17 protein-coding genes are annotated in these 19,968 nt (G+C 72.2%); 7 read left to right on the top strand and 10 right to left on the bottom strand.

Going from position 1 to position 19,968, the window contains the following annotated elements; translation table 11 throughout:
* The first annotated feature begins 182 nt into the window (after positions 1-182).
* Together J4709_RS49255 and J4709_RS49250 are read left to right on the top strand one after the other, a co-directional pair.
* A complete protein-coding gene (locus J4709_RS49255; RefSeq protein ID WP_208252425.1) occupies positions 183-770 on the top strand; it encodes a lytic polysaccharide monooxygenase auxiliary activity family 9 protein in 588 nt (195 codons plus the stop codon).
* A 165-nt stretch (positions 771-935) separates the two neighbouring features.
* Positions 936-2,480: a long-chain-fatty-acid--CoA ligase gene (locus tag J4709_RS49250; RefSeq protein WP_208252424.1), complete on the top strand. Its 1,545-nt coding sequence runs from the start codon at positions 936-938 to the stop codon at positions 2,478-2,480.
* Positions 2,481-2,507: 27 nt separating this feature from the next.
* On the opposite strand, the gene J4709_RS49245 is transcribed toward J4709_RS49250, so the two are convergent.
* On the bottom strand, positions 2,508-3,350 hold the full coding sequence (locus J4709_RS49245) for a helix-turn-helix transcriptional regulator (RefSeq protein ID WP_208252423.1): 843 nt from the start codon (positions 3,348-3,350) through the stop codon (positions 2,508-2,510).
* A gap of 113 nt (positions 3,351-3,463) precedes the next feature.
* On the opposite strand from J4709_RS49245, the gene J4709_RS49240 reads away from it, so the two are divergent.
* Complete coding sequence (locus J4709_RS49240) at positions 3,464-4,207, top strand: SDR family oxidoreductase (RefSeq protein ID WP_208252422.1); 744 nt, start codon at positions 3,464-3,466, stop codon at positions 4,205-4,207.
* Between the two features lie 55 nt (positions 4,208-4,262).
* Here the strand turns inward: J4709_RS49240 and J4709_RS49235 are convergent, their stop codons facing one another.
* Positions 4,263-5,105: a helix-turn-helix transcriptional regulator gene (locus J4709_RS49235; protein WP_208252421.1), complete on the bottom strand. Its 843-nt coding sequence runs from the start codon at positions 5,103-5,105 to the stop codon at positions 4,263-4,265.
* A gap of 113 nt (positions 5,106-5,218) precedes the next feature.
* Here J4709_RS49235 and J4709_RS49230 point away from each other — a divergent pair, with 113 nt between their 5' ends.
* On the top strand, positions 5,219-5,959 hold the full coding sequence (locus J4709_RS49230; protein ID WP_208252420.1) for an SDR family oxidoreductase: 741 nt from the start codon (positions 5,219-5,221) through the stop codon (positions 5,957-5,959).
* Between the two features lie 6 nt (positions 5,960-5,965).
* Here J4709_RS49230 and J4709_RS49225 read toward each other — a convergent pair whose 3' ends face one another.
* From J4709_RS49225 to J4709_RS49215, 3 genes are all read right to left on the bottom strand, one after another.
* Positions 5,966-7,960 carry a glycosyltransferase family protein gene (locus J4709_RS49225; protein ID WP_208252419.1) on the bottom strand — a complete coding sequence of 665 codons (1,995 nt, stop codon included), beginning with the start codon at positions 7,958-7,960 and terminating at the stop codon, positions 5,966-5,968.
* 155 nt (positions 7,961-8,115) lie between these two features.
* The gene (locus J4709_RS49220; RefSeq protein WP_208252418.1) at positions 8,116-9,375 is read right to left on the bottom strand and encodes a cytochrome P450; all 1,260 of its coding nucleotides are present in this window, start codon (positions 9,373-9,375) and stop codon (positions 8,116-8,118) included.
* Between the two features lie 114 nt (positions 9,376-9,489).
* Positions 9,490-10,881: an aspartate aminotransferase family protein gene (locus tag J4709_RS49215; protein ID WP_208252417.1), complete on the bottom strand. Its 1,392-nt coding sequence runs from the start codon at positions 10,879-10,881 to the stop codon at positions 9,490-9,492.
* Between the two features lie 204 nt (positions 10,882-11,085).
* Between J4709_RS49215 and J4709_RS49210 the strand changes: the two genes are divergently transcribed.
* Positions 11,086-11,979, top strand: coding sequence for an alpha/beta fold hydrolase (locus J4709_RS49210; RefSeq protein WP_208252416.1), 894 nt, complete (start codon positions 11,086-11,088; stop codon positions 11,977-11,979).
* Between the two features lie 3 nt (positions 11,980-11,982).
* On the opposite strand, the gene J4709_RS49205 is transcribed toward J4709_RS49210, so the two are convergent.
* Positions 11,983-12,858: an alpha/beta fold hydrolase gene (locus J4709_RS49205; RefSeq protein WP_208252415.1), complete on the bottom strand. Its 876-nt coding sequence runs from the start codon at positions 12,856-12,858 to the stop codon at positions 11,983-11,985.
* A 108-nt stretch (positions 12,859-12,966) separates the two neighbouring features.
* Between J4709_RS49205 and J4709_RS49200 the strand changes: the two genes are divergently transcribed.
* Positions 12,967-14,946, top strand: a complete 1,980-nt coding sequence (locus J4709_RS49200; protein ID WP_208252414.1) for an AfsR/SARP family transcriptional regulator — start codon at positions 12,967-12,969, stop codon at positions 14,944-14,946.
* A 130-nt stretch (positions 14,947-15,076) separates the two neighbouring features.
* Here the strand turns inward: J4709_RS49200 and J4709_RS49195 are convergent, their stop codons facing one another.
* The 4 genes from J4709_RS49195 to J4709_RS49180 all read right to left on the bottom strand — a co-directional run bounded on the left by J4709_RS49195 (position 15,077) and on the right by J4709_RS49180 (position 19,422).
* On the bottom strand, positions 15,077-16,342 hold the full coding sequence (locus tag J4709_RS49195; RefSeq protein WP_208252413.1) for a class I SAM-dependent methyltransferase: 1,266 nt from the start codon (positions 16,340-16,342) through the stop codon (positions 15,077-15,079).
* A 91-nt stretch (positions 16,343-16,433) separates the two neighbouring features.
* Entirely contained in the window at positions 16,434-17,801 is a 1,368-nt protein-coding gene (locus J4709_RS49190) for an FAD-binding oxidoreductase (protein WP_208252412.1), read from the bottom strand.
* Positions 17,802-18,013: 212 nt separating this feature from the next.
* Positions 18,014-18,532 carry a DUF1707 and DUF4870 domain-containing protein gene (locus J4709_RS49185; protein ID WP_208252411.1) on the bottom strand — a complete coding sequence of 173 codons (519 nt, stop codon included), beginning with the start codon at positions 18,530-18,532 and terminating at the stop codon, positions 18,014-18,016.
* A gap of 35 nt (positions 18,533-18,567) precedes the next feature.
* Positions 18,568-19,422, bottom strand: coding sequence for a polysaccharide deacetylase family protein (locus J4709_RS49180; protein ID WP_208252410.1), 855 nt, complete (start codon positions 19,420-19,422; stop codon positions 18,568-18,570).
* 173 nt (positions 19,423-19,595) lie between these two features.
* Between J4709_RS49180 and J4709_RS49175 the strand changes: the two genes are divergently transcribed.
* Positions 19,596-19,967, top strand: a complete 372-nt coding sequence (locus J4709_RS49175) for a hypothetical protein (protein ID WP_208252409.1) — start codon at positions 19,596-19,598, stop codon at positions 19,965-19,967.
* Position 19,968 lies beyond the last annotated feature (1 nt).

The following is a 19,968-nucleotide window of genomic DNA, read 5'->3' as shown; positions in this document are numbered from 1 at the left end:
TACATCAAGAGTAGCGCAACCGCAAGCCTTCGGGCGGGCCCTCGGGGCCGGGGGGTTGACGCGCGACGCGGGATCGCCGATCCTCATTCAAAAGGAAAGTTTCCTATTTAAAAGGAGGATCCGGCCGAGGCTCGCTCCGGTCCCTTCACCCAGAGGGGGCCACCCCCGCCAAGGAGACGCGCATGCCACGCAAGTCCACCCTCGCCATCGCCGCCGCGGTCGGCGTCGGCGCCTCGCTCCTCACCGCCGCTCCCGCCCTCGCCCACGGCTACACCAGCAACCCGCCCAGCCGGGCGCTGCTGTGCAAGCAGGGCGCCGTCCAGAACTGCGGCCCCATCCAGTGGGAGCCGCAGAGCACCGAGGGCCCCAAGGGCTTCCCCCAGTCCGGCCCCGCCGACGGGACGCTCTGCGCGGCCGGCGACAGCCGCTGGGCCCCGCTCGACGACCCGCGCGGCGGCACCTGGCCCGCCACGAAGGTGGCCGGCGGGCCGTACACCTTCACCTGGCACCTCACCGCCGCCCACGCCACCACCTCGTTCCGCTACTTCATCACGCGGGACGGCTGGAACCCCGCGCAGCCGCTCACCCGCGCGCAACTCGACCTGACGCCGTTCCTCCAGGTGAACTACGGCGGGCAGCGTCCGCCGTACGACGTCAGCCACAGCGGGACGCTGCCCGCCAAGCACGGCCGGCACATGATCCTGGCCGTCTGGGACATCGCCGACACCGGCAACGCCTTCTACCAGTGCTCGGACGTCGACTTCGGCTGAGCACCGGGGCGGCCGGACCGCCGTGACCGCCCCTCCCGGCCGCGGTCCGCCCCGCCCCGGGCCTGCCCGCCCCCGGCCAGGCGGGACCCCACGTCCCGCCTGGCCACCTGGTCATAGACTCCTCGGTAACAAACCGGCCGGTCACCTTTCCGCGCGAGGAGTGCCATGCTCAACCTGTCCGTGCTGCTGGAGGACGCCGCCAGGGAGACGCCCGACCGCGACGCCGTCGTGTTCGGCGACCTGCGGCTGCCGTACTCCTTCGTCGACTCGGTCGCGAACCAGGTCGCGAACCTGCTGCGGTCGCGCGGCGTGCGCCCCGGCGACAAGGTGGCGCTGTCCAGCCCGAACCTGCCGTACTTCCCGATGGTGTACTTCGGCGCGCTCAAGGCCGGCGCGGTGGTCGTCCCGCTGAACGTGCTGCTCAAGCCGCGCGAGATCGCCTACCACCTGGCCGACTCCGAGGCCAAGGCGTTCTTCTGCTTCGAGGGGACGCCGCAGCTGCCGCTCGGCGAGGCCGGCCGCGCGGGCTTCGAGCAGGCGGAGGGCTGCGAGCACTTCTTCCTGCTGCCGGCGAACCCGGCCGCGACCGAGTCGCCGGTCGAGGGCGCCGAGCTGTTCTGGGCGGCGCTCGCCGGGCAGCCGGGCACCTTCGAGACCGAGCGGACCGAGGGCACCGACACCGCGGTGATCATCTACACCAGCGGGACGACCGGGCAGCCGAAGGGCGCCGAGCTCACGCACGGCAACCTGCTGATGAACGCGATGGTGGACGACACGCTGTTCGCGCGGACGCTGCACGACACCTCGCTGGTGACGCTGCCGCTGTTCCACATCTTCGGGCAGACGTGCGTGATGAACGTCGGGTTCTACCGGCGCGGCACGCTCGTCATGCAGCCGCGGTTCGACGCCAAGGAGGCGGTCGAGCTGATGGTGAAGGAGAAGGTGACGATCTTCGCCGGCGTCCCGACCATGTACTGGGCGCTGCTGAGCGACGACACCTCCGCCGCGGACGTCGCGACGATCCGGGAGACCCTGCGGGTCGCGGTGTCGGGCGGCGCGGCGCTGCCGATGGAGGTCATCAAGGGCGTCCGGGACAAGTTCGGGATGAACGTCCTGGAGGGCTACGGGCTGTCGGAGACCTCCCCGGTGTGCTCGTTCAACCGGCCCGACCGGCCGACCAAGCCGGGCTCGATCGGGCTGCCGGTCTGGGGCGTGGAGATGAAGCTCGTCAACGACGAGTGGAAGGACGTCGAGGGCGAGGGCCCCGGCGAGATCGCCGTGCGCGGCCACAACATCATGAAGGGCTACTACAACCGGCCCGAGGCGACCGCCGAGGCGATCAAGGACGGCTGGTTCCGCACCGGCGACGTGGCCCGCCGCGACGAGGAGGGCTACTACTACATCATCGACCGCTCCAAGGACATGATCATCCGGGGCGGTTACAACGTGTACCCGCGGGAGCTGGAGGAGGTCCTGATGACCCATCCGGACGTCTCGCTGGCCGCGGTGGTGGGCGTGCCGCACCCGAGCCACGGCGAGGAGGTCAAGGCGTACGTGATCCGCAAGCCCGGCGCCGCGGTCACCGAGGACGAGCTGATCGCGTGGGGCAAGGAGCAGTTCGCCAACTACAAGTACCCGCGGATCGTGGAGTTCCGGGACGAGCTCCCGATGACCGCCACCGGCAAGATCCTCAAGCGCGAGCTGCGCTGACCCGGCCGGCCAGAGGGGCCCGGGGCCTCAGCGCGTGCTGAGGTCCTGGGTCCCGACGACCCGGAGCAGTTTCAGCGCCTCGTGCGACGGGGTGCCCGGCGCGGCGGTGTAGAGGACGACCTTCTGGTCCCGGTCGGGGACGACGAGGACGTCGCAGAACACTTCGAGGTCGCCCACGACCGGATGCTTCATGCGTTTCACGCCGTTGCGCCGGACCTCGATCTGATGCCGGTCCCATAGCCGGCGGAACAGGTCGCTGCTCTCATTCAGTTCATTGACGAGCGCCTTGATTCCGGGGTCATGCGGATAGCGCCCGGCCGCCGCTCTCAGGTCGGCGACGCTCTGCTGTGCGAACTTCCCGTATTCGTCGTCATCGTCGATGAGGCAGGCGTCGGGGTGGAGGAAGAACGCCCGCACGATGTTGCGTTCGCGCGGCGAGACCTCGGAGAAGTCGGCGATCAGCGCCGCCGCCATGTCGTTCCAGGCGAGGACGTCGTATTTGGCATCCAGGACGTACGCGGGAGTGTCGTCCAGCCGTTCCAGCAGATGCAGGATGCCCGCGGGCACTTCCTGCGGCGGTCCTGGCGGCGGCCCCATCGGCTCGCCCGCGAGGTTGTAGAGGTGGCTGCGCTCGTCATCGGAGAGCCTCAGCGCGCGCGCCAGCGCCGCGAGGATCTGCCTTGACGGCCTCGGTCCGCGCCCCTGTTCCAGCCGGATGTAGTAGTCCACCGACATGCCGGCGAGGCGGGCGACCTCCTCCCGGCGCAGACCGGGCGTCCGGCGGCGCGTCCCGGACTGCAAGCCGACGTCGGCGGGCTGCACACGGGCCCGGCGCGCGCGCAGGAACGCGGCCGTCTCCTGCCTGTCCATACGTCCCAGCATGGCGGACGCAACGGCCGGGCGGCCGTCCCCAAGGTGGTACCGCCGATCCCAGCTTCGAGCGGTCTCTCCTATCGCGGGCCGGTCCGCAACAGGCTGAAGCCATGAACACCACGCAGATCGCGCTCATCACCGGAGCCAACAAGGGGATCGGTTTCGAGACCGCCCGTCTCCTCGGCGAGAAGGGCATGACCGTCCTGGTCGGCGCCCGCAACACCGAACTCGGCGAGAAGGCCGCGGCCGACCTCGCCGGCCAGGGCGTCGACGCCCGCTTCGTCCGGATCGACGTCACCGACGCGGCGAGCGTCGACGCCGCCGCGCAGCGGATCGAGGAGGAGCACGGGCGGCTCGACGTCCTGGTCAACAACGCCGGCATCTCGCCGTCGTCCGCGTACGGCGCGCCCAGTGCGACGTCGATGGACGGGCTGCGCGAGACCTACGAGACCAACGTGTTCGGCGTCGTCGCCGTCACCAACGCGATGCTCCCGCTGCTGCGCCGCTCCCCCGCCGGCCGCATCGTCAACCTGTCCAGCGAGCTCGGCTCGCTGACGCTGCTGACCGACCCGTCCAGCCCGTTCTTCCCGTTCAACCTGCTGGCGTACAACTCCTCGAAGACGGCGCTGAACGCCGTCACGATCGCCTACGCCAAGGAACTGGCCGACACCCAGATCAAGGTGAACCTCGCCAACCCCGGCTACTGCGCCACCGACCTGAACGGCAACAGCGGCTTCCGCACGCCGGTGCAGGGCGCGGAGGAGGTCGTGCTGCTGGCGACGGTGGGCGACGACGGCCCGAACGGCGCCTTCCAGGGCGGCGCCGAGAAGCCCGGTCAGCCCGTCCCCTGGTGACCCGACTCATGCCGCACCGCGGCGCGCCGGGTCCGAGGGCACGGCGCGCCGCGGTTCAACGTGCGGCGAGCGATCCCTGGGCGATCTCGCGCAGCGCCTTCAGGGCTTCATGGGACGGCGTGCCGGGCGTCGTGGTGTAGAGCACCACCCGCTGGTCGCGCTCCGGCACGTACAGGACGTCGCAGTGCAGTTCCAGCGGGCCGACCAGCGGATGGACCATGCGTTTGCGGGTGCCGCGCCTGATGCCGACCTCCCCGGAGTCCCACAGGCGCGCGAACAGCGGGCTGCGCGCGGACACCTCCGCGACCAGTTCGGCTATGCCGGCGTCGCCGGGATAGCGGCCGGCGGCGGCGCGCAGGTCCGCGACCGACTCGCCCGCCAGTTCCGCCACGTACTCGTCGGTGTCGTAGCGGTCGGCGACCGGGCTGGTGAACAGCCAGCGGATCACGTTGCGCTCCCCGGGCGGCAGGACGGCGAAGTCCGTCATCAGCGCCGCCGCCAGCGGGTTCCAGGCGAGGATGTCGTGGCGGGCGTTCAGCACGTAGGCGGGCGTGTCGTCGAGCCGTTCCAGCAGGTGCAGGATGCCGGGCGGGACCTCCTTGGACGGCGCCGCAGGCAGTTCCGGCGACTCTCCCGCCAAGTGATAGAGGTGGCCGCGCTCGTCGTCGGTGAGCCTCAGCGCGCGCGCCAGCGCGGCGAGGATCTGCCTGGACGGGTTCGGGCCGCGCCCCTGTTCCAGCCGGATGTAGTAGTCCACCGACATCCCGGCCAGCTGCGCGACCTCCTCGCGGCGCAGACCCGGCGTCCGCCGGCGCGTCCCCGCCTTGAGCCCGACGTCCGCCGGCTGTACGCGGGCCCGGCGCGAGCGGAGGAACGCGGCCAACTCCTGCCTGTCCATGGGTTCCAGCATGGCCGATGCCGTCGGCCGGCCGCCACGCCGAGGGTGGTATCGCCGATCCCAGCTTCGAGCGGTCTCTCCTATCGCGGGCCGGTCCGCAACAGGCTGGTGCCATGACCACTGCACAGATCGCGCTCATCACCGGCGCGAACAAGGGAATCGGTTTCGAGACGGCGCGCATCCTCGGCTCCGGCGGCATGACCGTGCTGATCGGCGCGCGTTCGGAGGAGCTCGGGGAGAAGGCCACGGCCGAACTGGCGGGCGAGGGCATCGATGCGCGTTTCGTCCGCATCGACGTCACCGACGAGGTGAGCATCAAGGCCGCCGCCGACCGGATCGGCGCCGAGCACGGGCGGCTGGACATCCTGGTCAACAACGCCGGGATCACCTCGACGGACGCCTCCGGCTCCGGCCGCTCCACGCCGCCGAGCCGGACGACGGCCGCGCAGGTCCGGGAGACGTTCGAGACGAACGTGTTCGGCGTCGTCGCCGTCACCAACGCGATGCTGCCGCTGCTGCGCCGCTCCCCCGCCGGCCGGATCGTCAACGTCTCCAGCGAACTCGGCTCGCTGACGCTGCACAGCGACCCGTCCGCGCCCGTGAACCGCGTCAACCTGCTCCCCTACAACACGTCCAAGTCGGCGCTGAACGCGGTGACGGTCGCCTACGCCAAGGAGCTCGCCGACACCTCGGTCACCGTGGTCGCGGCCGCGCCCGGGTTCTGCGCCACCGACCTGAACGGGCACACCGGCCCCCGCACGCCTGCCCAGGGCGCCGCCGTGATCGCCGGAGCGGCGAACGGCGGGGCGGCGAACGGCGCGTTCGTGGCCGAGGGCGGCCCGGTGCCCTGGTAGGTCCGGTCAGAACAGGATGTGCTCTTTGGGGAGGCCGTAGAGCACCAGCCTGCCGGAGTCGAGAAGCTCCATGTCGGTGGGCCGCCAGGTGTGGCGGGTGGCGTCCGCGTGCCGGACGGTGACGAACGAGAACCTGTCGGCCGCGTACACGCGGACCCCGTCCGCGCGCAGCCGCTGGAAGAGGTCGGTGTCCTCGCCACATCCACGGTCGGCGAACCGGTACGTGCGCATCAGGTCGCCGTCCCCGAGCACGGCACCGCCGCGTACGACGTCCACGTAGCGGTGCTCGTGCTCGGGATAGCGCAGCACGGTCGCGTTGAACGATTCCAGATGGGCGTAGTGGGCGAGCTTCCCCACGACACCGGCCTCGGTGTAGGAGAAGGCGGGAAGCAGGTCGGACACGTAGTGCGGCCCGTACAGTTCGTCGTCATCGACCTTGCCTATGTACGAGCCATCCGCGGCCTCTATGCCGAGGTTGAGGCACTCGCCCAGGGACAGTGACGCGCCGGCCTTGCGGACGACGACGTCGTCGATCCCTGCGGCGATCGCCCGCTTCTCCACGTCCCTGGCATCGAGGTCGAGGCGGTGCAGCACCAGCACGAGCTGCAGCGGACGCCAGGTCTGCGCCGCGATCTGCTCGATCGACGAGGCGATCTGCTCGGCCCGGCAGGTGGACAGCACCAGCGACACCGACGGCGGCCTTACGGGCGCGGGCCCGGTTCCAAGGTGTTCCAGGAGGGTGTCGACCCGATGCCCGTAGGTGTGCTCGGCGTGGACGCGGCGCAGTGCGAGGTGCGCCTGCCGGTCGCGTAGTTCCGAGGACCTGAGGAGCGCGCGCAGGGTGCGCTGCGCCTCCTTGGTGTCCTGCACCGCGGGGCCGAACGCCGGGCTGGCGTCCGCCCGGTGGTGGATGAGGGGCACGCCGGCCGCCGCCGCCTCGTACGCCAGTCGCGGCTCGGGCGCGATGAGGACGCGGAACCGCTTGCGGATCGCGACGGCCTCCTCGTACGGGCGCGGTGGCGCGACCCGCTGCCGGTACAGGCGGGGGAAGCCGGTGGCGAAGAAGTGCGCGCCGAGCCTGGGCGCGGGCGCGATGAGCGGTTCGGCGGCCTTGTCGTACTCCCCCTCGTACAGCAGCGGGTAGCGGCCGTGGTCCTGCACGCGCATCGGGTTGTGCAGGCGCGGCTGCGCGGCTAGTGGCAGATGGTGGACGCGGTCGTGGCCGAGGCTCCGCCGGTGCTCCGGCACCGCCGCCGCGTCCACGGTGAACACATGGTCGAAGTGCGCGGCGGCCTCGCCCAGGCCGGCGCCGGTGTCCCAGTAGGCGGTCGGGACGCCGCGCTCCCGGCACCACGCCGCCATGTCCGCGACGGGCAGGGCGGTCGGGACCGACTCCACGAGCAGCAGCCCCGGCGGCCGCTCCTCGAACGCCTCCCGCCAGCCGCCCGGCACGGGGGCCTGCGTCCACTCGTAGCGGAGGTTCGCCTCCAGGACGGCGCCGAGGACGACGGCGGCGACGAGGCCAGGCCGGTTCAGCGGCCCGTCCGGCGCCGCCGCGGCGCCCGCATCGACCGGCTCGGTCTCGGCCACGAGGACGTCGGGGCGGCGCGTCCGCGCCGGCTCGGCGGGCGGCTCGGGCGGCGCGGGCAGGGCGCGCAGCGCCTCCCGGACGCGCCGGTACGAGCGGGCCGCCAGCGGGCGGCGGCGCAGCGCGGTGAGCGCCGGGCCGAGCCGCGACCAGCGCCGCAGCCGCAGCGCCTCGTGCTCCCACTCGGCGCGCTCGGCGCGGTGCTCGGCCGCGGCCCGGCGGCGGTCGAGGTCGCCGATCCGCCGGGCCGCCTCGTTCAGCGCGCCGATCAGCCGCCCGATCTGCTCGTCCCGGTCGGCCTGCTCGTTCTCCAGCTCGGCGAGCCGCAGCCGGACGGCCGCGTTGTCGGCGGCGAGCCGGTCGCCCCGTTCCCGGGCCGTGCGCGGCTCGGCGGTCGGGTCGGTCTCGGGCACGGGCGCTCCCGGAACGTGCGGAACTGGGCCTCTCCGCACGTTAACCGGGCCGGGTGCCGTCCCGGCGGCCGGCCACGCAACGTTCACCGAGCCGTCGACCGCCGGTTGCGATGATCCCGGACAAAGCCGCCGAAGCGCCCTGCGCGGGGCCTCGCTCAGATCGTGTACGGCAGCCGCTTGATCCCGTTGATGAAGTTGGACTCCAGCCGGTCGGGCTCGCCGGCCTTGATCGCGGGGACCTTGGCCAGCAGCTCGCGGAACATCACGGTGATCTCCCGCCGCGCGAGGTGGGCGCCGAGGCAGAAGTGCGGGCCGGGGCCGCCGAACCCGACGTGCTCCTTCGCGTCGCGCAGGATGTCGAACTTCTCCGGGTTCGTAAAGACCGACTCGTCCCGGTTCGCCGACCAGTAGTAGAGGACGAGCTTGTCGCCCTCCTTGATCTCGTGGCCGTTCAGCGTGGTGTCGCGGGTCGCGGTGCGGCGCATCCAGATGACCGGCGACACGTACCGGACGATCTCCTCGACGGCGCCCGCGATCCGGCCCTCGAAGTCCTCGGTGAGCAGGGCGCGCTGGTCGGGGTTGCGGGTGAGCAGGTCCAGGCCGTGCGCGATCGCGTTGCGGGTCGTCTCGTTCCCGGCGACGACGAGCAGGATGAAGAACGACCCCAGCTCCTGGTCGGTCAGGGACTCGCCGTCGATGTTGGCGTTGACCAGGGCGGACGTCAGGTCGTCGGTGGGGTCCTCGCGGCGCTTGCGGCCGAGTTCCTCGACCAGGCCGCGCAGCGTCTCGCCCGCGTTCAGCAGCGCGAGGGCGAGCTGCTCGGGGTCGCCGGTGGGCACGAACTCGGCGTCGTTGCCGGCGAGGATGACGTTGGTCGCGTCCAGGACGGTCTGGTACTGGTCCTCGGCGATCCCCATCATGTCGCAGATGATCTTCAGGGGCAGCCGGGCGGCCACGTCCGCGACGAAGTCGCCGGTGCCGCCGCCCGCCGCGACGTTCCCGACGATCTCGGCGGCGACCGCCTCGACGCGGTCCTCGAACCGCTGGATCATCCGCGGCGAGAACGCCCGGGACACGATCCGGCGGATCTTGGCGTGCCGGGGGTCGTCCATGCTGATCATCGAGCCGAAGTACTCGTGCATGTCACCGGGCATGTCCGGGATGCTGATCGCGCCGCGGCCCGAGCAGAAGTCCTGCGGGCGGCGGGACGCCTCGACGACGTCGGCGTGCCGGGTGAGGGCGTAGTAGCCCGGCCCCTGCGGCGCGATGATGATGTCGGGCTCCTCGAACTTGACGAGTTCGGGGTGCCACCGCAGGGCCTTGAAGGCCGCGTGCCGCTGGTCGTGCGGCCGGCGCCAGAACTCCCAGTCCGTCAGGTTGATGTCCTCCACCTCGAGCACGTGCCATCTCCTCATCCGAACGCGATTCGGTTTACAAGCACTGTCTCAAAGTAAAGCGCGCGACCGACACCGGGCGGCACGGTGACCCGCATCACACCGTGCCGCCCTACACCGTACCGCCCGGACGGATCAGAGCCGCGCCCACGCCTCGCTCAGCACCGAGCGCAGGATCTGCTCGATCTCGTCGAAGTGCGACTGGTCGCAGGTCAGCGGCGGCGCCAGCTGGACGACCGGGTCGCCGCGGTCGTCGGCGCGGCAGTACAGGCCCGCCTCGTACAGCGCCTTGTCGAGGAAGCCCCGCAGCAGCCGCTCCGACTCCTCCTCGGTGAAGGTCTCCCGCGTATCGCGGTCCTTCACCATCTCGATGCCGTAGAAGTAGCCGTCGCCGCGGACGTCCCCGACGATCGGCAGGTCCCGCAGCCGCTCCAGGGTGGCGCGGAACGCGTCGCGGTTGCGCATGACATGGCCGAGCAGGTCCTCGCGCTCGAACAGGTCGAGGTTCGCCAGCGCCACCGCCGCCGACACCGGGTGCCCGCCGAAGGTGTAGCCGTGCGCGAACATCGTCTCGCCGTGCTTGAACGGCTCGAACAGCCGGTCCGTGACGAGCATCCCGCCGAGCGGCGAGTACCCCGAGGTCACGCCCTTGGCGAAGGTGATGATGTCCGGCGTGTAGCCGAACCGCTGCGCGCCGAACATGGTGCCGAGCCGGCCGAACGCGCAGATCACCTCGTCCGACACCAGCAGCACGTCGTGCCGGTCGCAGATCTCGCGGACGCGCTGGAAGTACCCCGGCGGCGGCGGGAAGCAGCCGCCCGCGTTCTGCACCGGCTCGAGGAACACCGCCGCGACCGTCTCGGGGCCCTCGAACTCGATGGCCTCCTCGATCCGGTCCGCGGCCCAGCGGCCGAACGCCTCCGGGTCGTCGGCGTGCTCGGACGCCCGGTAGATGTTGGTGTTCGGCACCCGGAACGCGCTCGGGACCAGCGGCTCGAACGGCGCCTTCAGCCCGGGCAGGCCGGTCAGCGACAGCGCGCCGTGCGGGGTGCCGTGGTAGGCGACCGCGCGGCTGATCACCTTGTGCTTGGCGGGTTTGCCGGTCAGCTTGAAGTACTGCTTGGCGAGCTTCCAGGCGCTCTCCACGGCGTCGCCGCCGCCGGCGGTGAAGAACACCCGGTCCAGGCCCTCCGGCGCCAGCCCGGCGAGCCGCTCGGCCAGCTCGACCGCCTTGGGGTGCGCGTACGACCAGATCGGGAAGTAGGCCAGCTCCGCGGCCTGCTTGGCGGCGGCCTGTGCCAGCTCCTCGCGCCCGTGCCCCGCCTGGACGGTGAACAGGCCGGACAGCCCGTCGAGGTAGCGCCGGCCCGCCGCGTCGTAGACGTACGGCCCCTCGCCCCGGACGATCATCGGGATCTCGGCGCCCTCCTGGGAGGCCGAGTGCCGCGCGAAGTGCATCCACAGGTGGTCGCGGGCCGCCCTCTGCATCGGTTCGTTGTGCTGGCTGGTCACGTCCGGCTCCGTCATCACGCTTCCCTTGTCACGACCGAGGATGCACGCGAATGCGAGCGATCCAGTTGCGATGATGCTAAGCGACGACTAAATCCGATGTAAACACGTAATCAGACACATGTATCCGTAGCGTCGTGGCCACGTGCCCCCTACCCGGCCGCACCGCACGGAACCGGTCCGGAGTAGCGTCACCGCGGGACCAAGGAGGCGAACACCCGCATGGGCGACATCACGACCGGTTCGGTCAAGGCGAACGGCCTGGAATTCGGCTACCTCGCGGCGGGCCCCGAGAGCGGCCCGCTCGCACTGTGCCTGCACGGCTTCCCCGACTCCGCGCACACCTGGCGGCACCTGCTCCCCGAACTGGCGGCCGCCGGATACCGCGCGGTCGCGCCCTTCATGCGCGGGTACGCGCCCACCTCCGTGCCCGAGGACGGCGCCTACCAGGGCGGCGCGCTCGCCGCGGACGCCAACGCCCTGCACGAGGCGTTCGGCGGCGGCTCCGACGCCGTCGTCATCGGGCACGACTGGGGCGCCTTCGCCACCTACGGCGCCGCCGCGTCCGCCCCCGAACGCTGGCGCAAGGCCGTCGCCATGTCCGTCCCGCCCATCTCGGTGATGGCGACGGCCTTCTTCGACTACGAGCAGCTCAAGCGCTCGTTCTACATCTTCGTGTTCCAGACGCCCTTGGCCGAGGCCGCCGTGAACCGCGCCTTCATCGAGGGCCTATGGCGCGACTGGTCCCCCAAGGACGCGGGCTACGCCGCCGAGGACGTCGACCACGTCATGGACTGCCTCGCCACGCCGGACAACCTGTCCGCCGCGATCGGCTACTACCGCGCCATGCTCGACACCTCGCGGCACATCCCCCGCTATGCGGCGGAGCAGAGGGCGGCCAACTCGGTGGGCGTACGCCCCGTCCTGTACCTGCACGGCACCGAAGACGGCTGCCTGGGGCCCGACGTCGTCGCTCCCGGCGACGACGTCGGCGCCGTCCTGGCCGGGCTCCCCGCCGGCTCGCGCGCCGAACTCGTCCCCGGCGGGGGCCACTTCCTCCAGCTGGACCGCCCCGCGGACGTCAACCGCCGCATCCTCGACTGGCTGTCCGCCTGACGGTTACCGAGCCATCAGCTCGCGCAGGGTCTTGGCGATCTCGGCGGGCGCCTGCTCGGCCATGAAGTGGCCGTGGTCGACCGTCCCGTGCACCAGGTCCGGCGCCCACGCCGACCACAGCGCCCGCGCGTCGAAGCCGAGCGCGGCGCCCCAGTCCTGCTGGAGGACGGTGACCGGCATGCGCAGCCGGTTGCCGGCGTCGCGGTCGGCCTGGTCGTGCGTCACGTCGATGCCGGCGGACGCCCGGTAGTCCGCGACGATCGACGGGACGGCGGCGCGGCACGCGTCCAGGTAGTCGGCGCGGACGTCGGCGGGGATCGCCTCCGGGCCGGCGCCCCAGACGTCCAGGAAGTGGCCGAAGAACTCGTCGGCGGTGGCGGCGATCATCCGCTCGGGCAGGCCGGGCGGCTGCGCCATCAGGTAGAGGTGGAAGCCGACGGCGGCGCTCACCCCGTGCATCGCGTCCCACATCTCCAGCGTGGGCAGCACGTCCAGGCAGGCCAGGTGCGTGATCACGTCCGGGTGGTCGAGGCCGGCGCGGAAGGCGACCAGGGCGCCGCGGTCGTGCCCGGCCAGCGCGAAGCGCTCGTGCCCGAGCGCGCGGGCGAGGGCGACGGTGTCGGCGGCCATGGTCCGCTTGGAGTAGGTGTCCGGGCCGTCCACGGGCTTGTCGCTCGCCCCGTATCCGCGCAGGTCAGGGCAGATGACGGTGTGGTCGGCGGCGAGGTCGGCGGCGACGTGCCGCCACATCAGGTGGGTCTGCGGGAAGCCGTGCAGCAGCACGATCGGGCTGCCCGCGCCGCCGACGGCGGCGTTCAGGGACACGCCGTCGGCGACCTGAACCCGCCGGTACTCGAAACCGTCGATGGTCGTGGTCATGGAATGGTCCTTCTCTCTCGTTGAACGCTTATCCACAGGTTGCCGGGCGCGAATGAGCAACCGGTCAGCGCGCGCTAGCGTGAGGTGGGGGCGAGATCTGGGGGGCGCGTGCGGGTCGTTTTCGGGGTGCTGGGGCCGGTGACGGCCTGGGACGCGGCGGGCGAGCCGATCGCGCTGAAAGGGCCGCGGCACCGCGCGGTGCTGGCGCGGCTGGTCATCGCGCGGCGCCGCGTCGTCCCGGTCGGGCTGCTCGTCGACGATCTCTGGGACGACCCGCCCGCGGGCGCGGTCGGCGCCGTCCGGACGTTCGTGGCCGCGCTGCGGCGGGCGCTGGAGCCCGACCGTCCGCCCCGCACCCCGTCCCGGCTGCTGGTCACCGAAGGCCCCGGGTACGTGCTGCGCGCCGAGCCCGGCCAGGTGGACGCCTGGCGGTTCGAGCAGGCCGTGGCCGACGCCGCCGAGCTGCCGCCCGGCCGGGCGCAGAGCCGGCTGGAGGAGGCGCTGGGCTGGTGGCGCGGCCCCGCCTACGCCGACTTCGCCGACGAGCACTGGACGCGAGCGGAGCGCTCCCGGCTCGCCGAGCTGCGGCTGCACGCGGTGGAGCGGCGGGCGCAGGCGCGGCTCGACGCCGGGCTGGCCGCCGAGACCGTCCCGGACCTGGACGCGCACGTCGGCGAGCATCCGTGGCGCGAGTCGGGCTGGCGGCTGCTGGCGCTCGCCCTGTACCGGACGGGGCGGCAGGCGGACGCGCTGGCGGTGCTGCGCCGCGCGCGCGGCATCCTGGCCGGGCAGCTCGGCCTCGATCCCGGCCCGGAGCTGCGGCGGATGGAGGCGGACGTGCTGGCCCAGGCGCCGGCGCTGGACCGTCCCGCCGAGCCGGAGTCGGCGGCGGCGCGGCTGTGGACGCGGGCGGCGGCCGACTACGACCGCACGGTCTCGGCGGGGGCGCGGGGGCGGCTGGAGTCGACGGTCGGTCTCCTCCGCGACCTGGCGGTGAGCGGGGGCAGCGGGCTGGAGGCGGTCCGGGGCCACCGCCCGGCGGCCGTCGCCGCGGCCGAGGAGTTCGGCGACCCGGAGCTCACCGCCCGCGTGATCGGCGCCTACGACGTCCCTGCGAACTGGACGCGCAGCGACGACCCCGAGCTCGCCCGGCAGATCGTCGCGGCGGCCGAACGGGTCCTGCCGCAGCTGCCGCCGGGCCCGGCCCACGACGCGACGCGCGCCCGGCTGCTGGCCACGATCGCGCTGGAGATGCGCGGCACCCGGTCACCGAGGGGTCCGGAGGCCGCCGCGCAGGCGGAGGCGATGGCGCGCGACCTGGACGATCCGGCGCTGCTGGCGTTCGCGCTCAACGGCGCGTTCATGCAGTCGTGCACGCGCGCCGGGCTCGCCCCGCGCCGCGACGCGATCGGCGCCGAGCTGGTCGCGCTGTCGGCGCGGCACGGCCTGGTGACGTTCGAGGTCCTCGGCCACCTCGTCCGGCTCCAGGCGCGGTCCGCGCTCGGCGACTTCGCGGCGGCCGACGGCCACGCGGCCGCCGTCGACCGGCTCGCCGAACGCCACGAGCACCCGCTGGCCCGGGTGTTCACGCGGTGGTACGCGGCGCTGCGGCTCGCCGCGTCCGGGCGCGCCCCCGTCGCGGAGACGGAGGCGGCGTACCGGGCGGCGGCGACGACGCTCGACGGCGCCGGAATGCCCGGCCTGTCCGAGGGGCTGCTCCCGCTCGCCCTGCTCAGCGCGCGCCTGCTCGACGGCCGGAACCCGGTCGAGGTCGACCTGGACGACGACTGGGGCCCGTACCGCCCGTGGGCCGAACCGTTCGCCCTGCGCGGCGCCGGCCGGAACGACGACGCGAGCGCGGCGCTGCACGCCCTGCCCGAGCCGCCCGCCGACCTGATGTACGAGGCGATGTGCTGCCTGGAGGCCGCGGTCGCCTTGGACATCGCCGACAAGGCCGTCCTGGAGCGGGCTCGCGACCGTCTCCGCCCGGCCTCCGGAGAACTCGCGGGCGCGGGGAGCGGCCTGCTCACCCTCGGCCCCGTCGACTCCTGGCTCGCCCGGCTGGAGACCGCCCTCAACGGCCGCTAGCCGCCGCTATCGAGACACCGTCCGCCCAGGTGGGAACGGTGGTCCTCCGCGCGGGAACAGGCGCGGACGACGGGGGCGGGCCGTCCGGTCGCCCGGCCGGCCCGCCCCCGTTCGCGGAGCGCTCGCGCTGTCACACGCCCCAGTCGGGACGCAGCGGCATGTGGCTGCGGCCGTCATCGTCGAGCTTCACGCCGAGCGTCTGGTGCAGCTGGATCCAGTTCTGGTTGAAGCCGAGCACACAGCCCGCCATGTAGACCCGCCACACGCGGGCGATCCCCTCGCCCACCTCGGCGACGGCCTCGTCCCAGTGCTCGTCCAGGTTCCGGCACCAGCCCGTGAGCGTCCGCGCGTAGTGCTCGCGCAGGTTCTCCTGGTGCCGGATCTCGAAACCGGCGTCGTTCATCTGCATCTGGACGTAGCCCGGCCCCTCGAGCTCACCGTCCGGGAACACGTACCGGTTGATGAACCCGTTCTCCTTGCGCGGAGGCACCAGGTTGTTCGGACGGGTGATGGTGTGGTTCAGCATCCGCCCGCCGCGCTTCAGCTTCCCGTTCAGGAACGCGAAGTACGAGGGCAGGTTCTTCTTGCCGATGTGCTCGGTCAGCCCGATCGAGCTGACCGCGTCGAAACCGGTCTCCGTCACGTCCCGGTAGTCCATGTGCCGGACCTCCGCGAGGTCCGACAGGCCCCGGTCCGCGATGGCCTTCTGCGCCCACTCGGCCTGCTGCTTGGACAGCGTCACGCCGAGCGCCTTCACGCCGTACTCCTTCGCGGCGTGCATCACCATGCCGCCCCAGCCGCAGCCCACGTCCAGCAGCCGCATCCCCGGCTTCAGCCCGATCTTCTTGGCCACCAGGTCGTGCTTGTGGAACTGCGCCTCCTCCAGCGTCGAGTGCTCCTCGGGGAAGCACGCGCACGTGTAGGCCATGGACGGCCCCAGCACCCACTCGTAGAAGGTGTTGGACACGTCGTAGTGGTGCGAGATGGCCTTGGCGTCCCGCTTCTTGGAGTGCCGCAGCCACGACGGGATGCGGCTGAAGGGGGCCTCCTGCGGCGGCGGGTCGAGCCGGCGGGACATCGCGGCGCGCAGCAGCGGGTCCCCCAGCACACCGCCGACGATCCGCGCCTTGTCCCGCGGCGTCACGTCGCTCAGCACCTGCTGCATCGTCGTCAGCGCCTCGATCATGTCGCCGTCGACGTCGATCATGCCGGTCACGTAGGCGCGGGCCAGGCCCAGCGCCCCCGGCGAGTGCAGCAGGTAGGACACCGCGTAGGGCGAGCGCACATCGAACCGGATGGGCGCGCCGGGCACGCCCGACCGCGAACCGTCGTACGCCGTGAACTCCACTGGCGCCTCAGCCCCGGCGAGCTGCTCGAAGACCTTGGCCAGCGTCATCTTGTTCCTCCTGTCTCTTCGCCCCGGACGGGACGACGATGGTCGACCACCGGCCCCTCCGGGGCCCACCCCCGAAACCGCGGACGCTCGGTCAGCGTCCGCGCACGCACTTGTCGTAGAGGTCCAGCAGCCGCTCGCCGGGGTCGTACTCCCCCTTGAGCCGCCGGTAGGTCTCCCCGTCGTAGTACCGCCAGAACTCGTCCCTGCCGTAAAAAGCGGTCGAGTACAGGGACTTGTGGCCGTCAAGCTTGGCGACCTCGCGCTCGATCAGCCGGTTGTGGTACTCGGGGATCTGGCCCGGCGGGAGCCGGACCGTCCCCCAGAAACCGGCGTTGACGTACGGGCGGCCGACCTCGAGCGGGTACAGCGGCCACTGCTCCTTCGCACGCAGCGGGCACAGCCAGATCGGGCTCATCCCGATCTTGCCGTGGAAGAACTCCAGGAACTCCGGCAGCCGCTCGACCGGCACCTCGATGTCCTGGATGACGTCCTCGCGAGGACGCAGCCCCCGCCACCGCTCCACGCGCGCGAGGAGCTGGTACCGCCGGTCGTAGGCGACCATCTTGCGGTACACGTCGGACCGCTTGTACTTGTCGGGCCACAGCCGCCGCACCGTCGGGTTCTGCACGCCGAACGCGCCCGAGCACCAGAACCAGTCGGTGTCCCAGCGCCAGATGTAGTCGCGCACCGTCAGGAAGTCGACCGAGCGCTCCTGGATCGACCGGTAGTAGATCCCCTGGCCGGTGTATTCGGAGGTGTAGGGCGCGTCGTCGGCGAAGAACCCGAGCGTGATGTACTGCTCGTCCTTGCCGAAGACCGTCCCGTCCAGGAAGTCGACGGTCTCGCCCTCGAACTCCCCGGACTCGGTGATCTCGCCCATCGCCTTCGCGAGCTCCGCCGCGTCGCCGAACCGCAGGTGCCGCAGCCGGACGTACGGCCGCACCGGCCGCAGCTCGATCTTCAGCCGCAGCGAGTAGCCGAGCGTCCCGTAGGAGTTCGGGAAACCGTAGAACAGGTCGGCGTGCTCGTTGTCGCGCGTCGCGGTGATGATGCGGCCGTCACCGGTCAGCACCTCCATCTCCAGGACGCCCTCATGCGGGAGGCCGTCGCGGAACGAGGTCGACTCGATGCCGAGGCCCGTCACCGCCCCGCCCAGCGTGATCGTCTTCAGCTGCGGGACGACCGTCGGCATCAGCCCGTGCGGAAGGGTCGCGTCGACCAGGTCCTCGTAGGTGGTCATCCCCTGGACCTGCGCGGTCCGCTCGTTCGCGTCGACGCTCAGCACCCGGTCGAAGCCGGACACGTCCAGCCCCGGGGCCGCCGAGGGGTCGCGCCACCGGAACAGGTTCGAGGTCTTCTTCGCCAGCCGCACCGGGGTGCCGGCCGGGATCGCCTCGTACGATCGCCTGAGCGCCTCCACCGCCCGCTGGTGATCGCCCTTGAGCGCAAGCTCCGTCATCTACCCCTCCCTCGCATAGTTAAGCCATGATCCCATGTACCGTCCACATAACCCGGACGTTAGGGTCATCACAGGTGGGGAGGGGAATAAAGCCACGGCCATGATCATGTGCGGTCCGGCTCCTCGGGACGCGGCCGCCTGGCGGGGCGGCCAACGTTGACCTTTCCCCGCCCGCACGCGCCGACAAACCCGTCCGGGCCGTCCGCTCGCCGCTACTTCACCAGCCGCAGGATCCACGGGTAGCGGAAACCCTGCCCGGCGAGCGCGAACACAGCCGCCACGGCCGACAGGATCCACGTCACGGCGTACAGCGCCCCGCCGACCCCGAACGTCACGATCGTGATCAGCAGCAGCGTCACCTGGAGGTTCACCGCCTCCATCGCCTGCCGCCGGATGAACTCCGAGCGCTTGCCGCTCACCAGCATCAGCACCAGCGGGCCCACGAACAGCGTCGGCACCGCGACCGCGTGCGCCGCCGCGGCCAGCATCCGGTCCTCGCCCGTCGGCTCCGCGAGCTCCAGGGCGCCGCCCGCGCGCCCCCGCACCGGCTCCAGGTCCCGGGTGACCGCGGCGAGGTCGTCGCGCGTCTTGGACGTCATCGCCAGATGCGTCCGCATGTCGAACTCGTCGTGGTCGAGCCTGCCCTCGGCGTACGCGTCCTGGAGCCGCCGGACGACCGCGTCCCGCTCGGCGTCGGAGACCCGCAACCGCCCCACGTCACTGCTGTCCATGCCTCCATGCTGGGCGGCGCGGCCGCGATCGGCCATCAGGGAAGACCCTGACGATCCCCTGAGTCGAGCCGCACGTACTCCTTCCCGGGGGTGAGCGTCCCGCCGAACAGCTCCGGCACCGTCACGAACGAGTAGCCCTCCGCCGCGAGCTTCTCGATGATCGCCGGGATGGCCTCGACCGTCGTCGGGTGGATGTCGTGCATCAGCACGATGTAGCCGGGCTTCACCGCCTTCAGCACGCGCCGTTCGACGTACTTGGTGTCCCGGTGCTCCCAGTCGAGCGGGTCGACCGTCCACAGCACCTGGGCCATCCCCATCCGCGTCGTGATGGCGGTCAGCCGCTTCGACAGCGACCCGTACGGCGGCCGCAGCATGGTCGGCGCGACCCCGGACGCCCGCCGGATCGCCTCCTGCGTCCGGTTCAGCTCCGAGAGGATCTTCTTGGTGGACGCCCGCCCGAGGTCGGCGTGCGTGTAGCTGTGGTCGGCGATCTCGTGCCCGTCCTCGTGCTCGCGCCGCACCAGGTCGGGGAACTTGGCGGCCTGCTCCCCCACGATGAAGAACGTCGCCCGCACACGGTGCGCGGCGAGGATGTCCAGCAGCCTGCCGGTGCTCTCGGCGGGCCCGTCGTCGAAGGTCAGCGCCACGCACTTGGCCCGCAGGCAGTCCACCCGCGGCGCCGCGGGCGCCGGCGCGGGAGCCCGCCGCCCGCCCGTCCCCGCGCGGCCGTGCCCGGCCCCGGCGGGACCGTGCCCGTGCTCCGGCGCCGTCCCTGCCGCGACGGCCAGGCGCACCCGCGGCGGCCCCGGTCCGAGGGTGCTCAGCGCCCCGCACACGGTGGCCGCGAGCACGATGGCGGCCGCCCGCCGGACCACGATGGGCCCGTCCATCAACACCCCCCGCTGTTGATCTCCTGGGCCCGGCCAGTCTAGGGTGCTGTGCCCGGCTCGCCAGGGACGCCGCCGCTGTGTCGGGAACCCGGCGGCGCCGGACGTTCGTTGTCCGCAGACACCCCACCGGTCCCGCAACCCCCCTCCGGGGCCGCCCGACGACAGGACAGGCGATGAGGTTCCGGGACCGATTCGGCATCCGCCGGCACCGCGGCGCGACGGTGGCCAAGCTCGACCGGGAGGCGACGGACGCCGACATCGAGGCGCTGATCTCCTTCGCCCGCGACCGCCGCGGCGTCGAGTTCTACGTCGAGCCGGAGACCTTCGCCACCGACACCACCGCGGTCGCGGTCGCCCACGACGGCGAGTGGACCCGCCGCCGCGTCGGCTCCCCCAAGGTCATCGGCAAGGTCGCCCGCGACCTCGGCGTCCCCGCCTACGACGTCCAGATCGTCGGCTACCCCCCGCGGATGCGCGCCTGGAACGAGCGCAACCGCGACCGCCGCATCGACCCCGGCACCCCGGGTCAGGCCGTCTCCTCCTAGC

Source organism: Actinomadura violacea, from assembly GCF_017573465.1.
Taxonomy (GTDB): domain Bacteria; phylum Actinomycetota; class Actinomycetes; order Streptosporangiales; family Streptosporangiaceae; genus Spirillospora; species Spirillospora violacea.
The sequence above is the reverse complement of the archived record's forward strand: the minus strand, read 5'-3'. Positions and strand labels throughout refer to the sequence as shown.